This is a genomic window from Kitasatospora sp. NPDC056531 (assembly GCF_042794375.1).
Lineage (GTDB): Bacteria > Actinomycetota > Actinomycetes > Streptomycetales > Streptomycetaceae > Kitasatospora.
In genome coordinates this window covers 1-4,972 of record NZ_JBHTTU010000131.1, presented here as the reverse complement: position 1 = coordinate 4,972, position 4,972 = coordinate 1, and the positions used below count along the sequence as shown (strand labels likewise).

Here is a 4,972-nt window from a genome sequence, read left to right as displayed (position 1 = left end):
GTACCTTCTTCGTGTCCGTCGAGGTTCGGCCTTGGGCGGCCGCACGGGGACGGCGGCCGCCCGAGGAGTCGGTCACGCCAGGCGCAGCACCAGCTTGCCGGTGTTCTCGCCGCGGAACAGCATCAAGAGGGTCTCCGGGAAGTCGTCCACGGTGCCCTCGACCACGTGCTCCTTGACCTTGATCCGGCCGTCGCCGATCCAGCCCGCGAGCTCGGCGGCCGCCTCCGCGTAGCGGCGGGCGTAGTCGAAGACCACGAAGCCCTCCATGCGGGCCCGCCGCACCAGCAGTGAGAGATAGTTGGACGGGCCCTGCACGGCGGTCTCGTTGTTGTACTGGCTGATCGCGCCGCAGATCACCACGCGGGCGTGCATCGCCAGCTGGGTCAGCGCGGCGTCCAGGATCGGGCCGCCGACGTTGTCGAAGTAGACGTCGATGCCGTCCGGGGCGTGGGTGCGCAGCGCCTTGCGGACGTCCTCGGCGTGGTAGTCGATCGCCGCGTCGAAGCCGAGCTCGTCGGTCAGCAGTGCGCACTTCTCCGGACCGCCGGCGATCCCGACCACCCGGCAGCCCTTGATCTTGGCGATCTGCCCGACCAGGGTGCCGACGGCCCCGGCGGCGCCGGAGACCACCACGGTCTCGCCCTCCTTGAGCGCCCCGACCTCCAGTAGCCCGAAGTAGGCCGTCATCCCGGGCATCCCGAGCGCTCCGAGGTACGCCGACAGCGGCGCGAGCGCGGGATCCACGGTGAGCGCCCCCTTGCCGTCGGACACCGCGTACTCCTGGACCCCGAAGGCGCCCACCACGTGGTCGCCGACCTGGAACTTCGGGTGGTTGGACGCGACGACCTCGACCACCGAGCCGGCCCGCATCACCTCGCCCAGGCCCACCGGCGGCAGGTACGAGGGCCGGTCGTCCAGCCAGCCGCGCATGGCCGGGTCGAGCGAGATGTACCGGGTCCGCCCCAGGAACTCGCCGTCGCCCGGCACGCCCACGGGCTCCTCGCCGTGCGCCCAGTCCTCGGCCCGGACCTCCCCGACCGGTCGGCGGGAAAGGCGGATCTGGCGGTTCACTCCGGTCATGGCATCTCCTGGGGCGTGCTCGGGTTCAGCAGGGCAGGGACATGAGTGTAAGCAAGCGCTTAGTCATCTGACCAGGCCTGGTCAGAGCTCCCCGTCGACCAGCTCCTGGTCGTAGGTGGCGAGGATCGACTCCATCAGTCGGCGGTCCGGGCGCCCGGACGCGGCGAGGGCGGCCGCCTCGATGAAGAAGCGCTCGAAACCGGCCGGGGTCAGGGCCACCAGGATAGTGGCCGGGGTGTCGCCGATCGCGGTGAAGGAGTGCGGATGGGTGCGCGGGACGTGCATGAACCCGCCCGGGCCCGCCTCGGTCACCCGGTCGTCGCAGCGCAGCCGGAACGCGCCGCTGACCACCTGGAAGGTCTCGTCGTGGCCGCGGTGCAGGTGCAGCGGAGCGCCCTCGCCGGGCTGGAAGGTGGACTCCAGCACGGCCAGCGAGCCGCCGGTCTGCTCACCCGTCAGCTTGATCACGTACGGGCCGCCCGGTACGTGGAAGCGGCCGCCGCACCCGGGCGGCAGGATGACCGGTTCGCGGCGCGCCTCAGCCATGGCCGAACTCCTTCCGGTGACGCTCGGCCCAGGCCCGGAACGTCGCCGCCGGACGGCCGGTCAGCTGCTCCACCGTCGGGGTGACGGTCGCGGTGAACGGCTCCAGCGAGGCGGCGCGCAGCGCCGTGATCGCGTCCGCCATCTCGGGGGAGACGCCGTGCCCGAGGAGTGCCTCCCGGGCGGCCGCCGGTGACACCTCGGTGAAGGCCAGCGGCAGGCCCAGCACCTCGGCCAGCGTCGCGACCATCTCACCGGGCGAGAGCGCCTGCGGGCCGGTCAGCAGATGGGCCCGGCCACCGTGCCCGTCCTCGGTCAGGGCGCGGGCGGCGACGGCGGCGATGTCCGCCGGGTCGATGACGGCGACCCGTCCGGCGGCGAACGGCGCCTCGACGGCGGCGGTCGCGCGGATCGGCCCGGCCCAGGCGAGGGCGTTGGACATGAAGCCCATCGGCCGCAGGAACGTCCACGCCAACCCGGCGTCCAGGACGGCCTGTTCACCCGCCCGGTGCCAGCGCGGGACGGGATCGGCGGCGCTCGGATCGGCGACCCGGCCGGAGGACAGCTTCACGACGGAGTCGACCCCGGCCCGGGCGGCCGCGCGGGCGAGGTTGGCGTCATGGCGAGGGATGTCCGGCCCGTCGGAGAGCAGGAACACCCTCCGTACACGGCGGAGTGCGGCGGTCAGCGAGTCCGGCTCGCCCAGGTCGGCGTAGACGACGTCCACGCCCTCGGGCAGTGCGGCCCGGTCGGGGCGACGGGTGACGGCGCGCACGGGCGCGCCGAGGGCGGCCAGCTGGTCGACGAGGGCGCGGCCGACCGTGCCGGTCGCGCCGGTGACGAGTATCACGAGGTCCTCCGGGAGTTCCGCTCGTTCCGTTCAAGGGAGTTGAGCAGGTCGTCATGCCAGGCGAGGTCGGCCCGCAGTCGGGCCAGGCAGTGCTCGAAGATCCACGGTTCGAGGCCGGTCAGATCCGGCTTGGCGGCCTCGAACTCCGCCTCGAACAGGCTGATCTGACCGGCCACCGCCTGCCTCCGCGCGGCGACCGTCTCGACCAGTTCCGCTCCCGAGAGGTCCGAGGTGTACTGCAACGCCAGGTCCACCGGATCGGGCAGCAGCCGCACCCTGCGCAGCGCCGCGTCCCGCAGGGCGGCCAGCTCCTGCCGCCCCCGGTCGGTGATCGCATAGACGGTCCGCTCCGGCGGATTGCCCACCTTCTCACTGCGGACCACCTCGACCAGCCCGTCCCCGGCCATCCGGTGCAGAACGCTGTAGAGCGACCCGGGCTTGACGTCCGTCCACAGGTCGGTCCGGTCCAGCTGCGCCGCCTGCCGGATCTGGTAGCCGTGCATCGGGCCGCCCCGGGCGAGGGCGCTGAGTGCGAAGAGTCGAGATGTGCTCACGATGGTAGTCAAACACGATTATCGTTGGGTAGTCAAACGCGACTATGGCCGCATAGGGGCCTCGTTCGGCGTAGCGCGCGGTGGCGGTGATGCGGCGTCGGTACTCTTACCGGCGGGCAGCCCCCCGAGCGCGGAGGTCCGGCGCCGGAAGGAGAACAGCAAGTGAGCACAGCGCACGTTGGGCCCGGCGACTACAGCCAGGTACCGAACCCGGAGCAGGCGCTCAAGTACGCGATCCAGCACATCGTGGGCGATCGCGTCGAGATCATCGAGGGAGTCATCACCCCCGTGTCACCAACCTGGGCCCACGAACGCGCCGTCGACTTGATCCGCGAACAGATCGGACCGCGCATGCGCGAGCTGAGTTTGCGGGCGGGCTCCGGCAATCTCGACCTGCCGGGAACGGAGAACTTCTACGTGCCCGACCTGGCAGTCGTACCGGCTGAACTGGCCAAGGCCGAAGGCGCGTTGCTGCCCGAACAGACGGTCCTCGTTGTAGAGGTCACCTCCCCCTCGAACGGCGACACGGACCGCACCGTGAAGCGTCGTCGTTATGCGCAGTTCGGCGCGCCGCTCTACCTACTGGTGGACCGTCAGGAGCGAACCTGCACCCTGTTCTCGCAGGCCGGCGGACTCGGCTACACCCGGGTCGAAGGGCCGCACCCGTTCGGTGTTCCGGTGCGGCTCCCTGAGCCCTTCCAGCTCGACCTTGACACCGACGAGTTCTGAACCGTTCCTTTGGACTGATCGGGAGTGGCTCGGGGCGCCGCCCGGCCAGGTCTGGTTGCGGCTCAACTCGCCGAGATCACTGCGGTGTTGGTGAGGCCGGGCGGGTGGCGGGTCCAGCTCGGCCGCTCAACCCTGCCCGGGTGCCGACGGCGCCCAGCCGAGGGCGGGCCCGAGGCGGGTGGCGAGGTCGGTGAGGATCTGCACGTAGTCCTCGTGCTCGAAGCTGAACGGTAGTGCGACGGCGACCTCGTCCACCTCCCGGAACCCGGCGTGGGCGTGCAGCCGCTCGACGAGCTCCGCGGAGGTGCCGACCAGGTCGGGTGCGAAGAGCAGCCGGTTGGGGCCCTGCGGAGTGAGGGTGCGCGGGGTGCGGGCGAGGGCGTAGGCCTCGTACTTGGCGCGCTGTTCGGGGGTCGCGCTGTCGGTGGGGATGATCACCAGGCCCTGGGAGACCCGGGCCCGCTCACGGTCGGGGTGCAGGGCGCGGAAGGTGCGGATCTGCTCGGCCTGGATCTCGGCGAAGGCCGGTACGGAATCCGTCTGTTCGGGCTTGACCACGCTGCTGGTGAGCAGGTTGAGCCCGTGTTCGCCGGCCCACCGCGCCGAGCGCAGACTGCCGGCGCCGTACCAGAGCCGGTCGGCCAGGCCGGGGGAGTGCGGCTGGACGCGGCTTGAGTACACCTCGATGCCCTCGGTGCCGGCGAAGTCGGAGGCCTCCTCGCCGCGGACCAAAGCGAGCAGCCGCTCGGCCCGGCGGTAGCCGAAGTCCTCGTCCTCGCCGGTGTCGGGGTAGAGCGCGCCGCGCACCTGCTCGTAGTGGACGGGCGGGCCGACGCTGAAGCCGGGGTTGAGCCGGCCGCCGGAGAGCAGGTCGACGGTGGCGAGGTCCTCGGCGAGCCGCAGCGGGTTCTCCCAGCCGAGCGGGGTGACGGCGGTGCCGAGCTGGATGCGGCTGGTGCGCTGGGTGGCGGCGGCGAGGACGGCGACGGGGGAGGAGATCCCGTACTGGAGGTGGCGGTGGCGCAGCCAGGCGCTGTCGAAGCCGAGCTGCTCGCCGAGGGTGATCAGTTCCAGGGTGGTCTCGTGGCCGCGCCGCGGGTCGGCTTCGTCGAAGAGCCCGATGGTCAGGAAGCCGAGTTTCCGCAGCGGGCGGGGGGAGGGCGGCATGGTGGCGGCTCCGCGTGGGATCGGGCGGCCCCGGGAGGGCCGGTCGGGG

General features: G+C 71.9%; 6 protein-coding genes. 1 reads left to right on the top strand and 5 read right to left on the bottom strand.

Annotated features, from left to right (window positions below):
* Positions 1 to 72: 72 nt before the first annotated feature.
* From ACFQ87_RS41195 to ACFQ87_RS41180, 4 genes are all read right to left on the bottom strand, one after another.
* Complete coding sequence (locus tag ACFQ87_RS41195; RefSeq protein WP_380616091.1) at positions 73 to 1,080, bottom strand: NADP-dependent oxidoreductase; 1,008 nt, start codon at positions 1,078 to 1,080, stop codon at positions 73 to 75.
* Positions 1,081 to 1,161: 81 nt separating this feature from the next.
* On the bottom strand, positions 1,162 to 1,626 hold the full coding sequence (locus tag ACFQ87_RS41190; RefSeq protein WP_380616090.1) for a cupin domain-containing protein: 465 nt from the start codon (positions 1,624 to 1,626) through the stop codon (positions 1,162 to 1,164).
* The gene (locus tag ACFQ87_RS41185; protein ID WP_380616089.1) at positions 1,619 to 2,473 is read right to left on the bottom strand and encodes an NAD(P)H-binding protein; all 855 of its coding nucleotides are present in this window, start codon (positions 2,471 to 2,473) and stop codon (positions 1,619 to 1,621) included. The genes ACFQ87_RS41190 and ACFQ87_RS41185 overlap by 8 nt, the downstream gene beginning before the upstream one ends.
* A complete protein-coding gene (locus ACFQ87_RS41180) occupies positions 2,470 to 3,027 on the bottom strand; it encodes a PadR family transcriptional regulator (protein ID WP_380616088.1) in 558 nt (185 codons plus the stop codon). The genes ACFQ87_RS41185 and ACFQ87_RS41180 overlap by 4 nt, the downstream gene beginning before the upstream one ends.
* Before the next feature lie 162 nt (positions 3,028 to 3,189).
* On the opposite strand from ACFQ87_RS41180, the gene ACFQ87_RS41175 reads away from it, so the two are divergent.
* The gene (locus ACFQ87_RS41175) at positions 3,190 to 3,756 is read left to right on the top strand and encodes a Uma2 family endonuclease (RefSeq protein WP_380616087.1); all 567 of its coding nucleotides are present in this window, start codon (positions 3,190 to 3,192) and stop codon (positions 3,754 to 3,756) included.
* A 126-nt stretch (positions 3,757 to 3,882) separates the two neighbouring features.
* Here ACFQ87_RS41175 and ACFQ87_RS41170 read toward each other — a convergent pair whose 3' ends face one another.
* Complete coding sequence (locus ACFQ87_RS41170) at positions 3,883 to 4,923, bottom strand: LLM class flavin-dependent oxidoreductase (protein ID WP_380616100.1); 1,041 nt, start codon at positions 4,921 to 4,923, stop codon at positions 3,883 to 3,885.
* Positions 4,924 to 4,972 lie beyond the last annotated feature (49 nt).

What these genes read in the sequence shown, in the direction of transcription:
- ACFQ87_RS41170 (WP_380616100.1), bottom strand. Translation starts at nt 4,923, where the DNA reads ATGCCGCCCTCCCCCCGCCCGCTGCGGAAACTCGGCTTCCTGACCATC.
- ACFQ87_RS41195 (WP_380616091.1), bottom strand. Translation starts at nt 1,080, where the DNA reads ATGACCGGAGTGAACCGCCAGATCCGCCTTTCCCGCCGACCGGTCGGG.
- ACFQ87_RS41190 (WP_380616090.1), bottom strand. Translation starts at nt 1,626, where the DNA reads ATGGCTGAGGCGCGCCGCGAACCGGTCATCCTGCCGCCCGGGTGCGGC.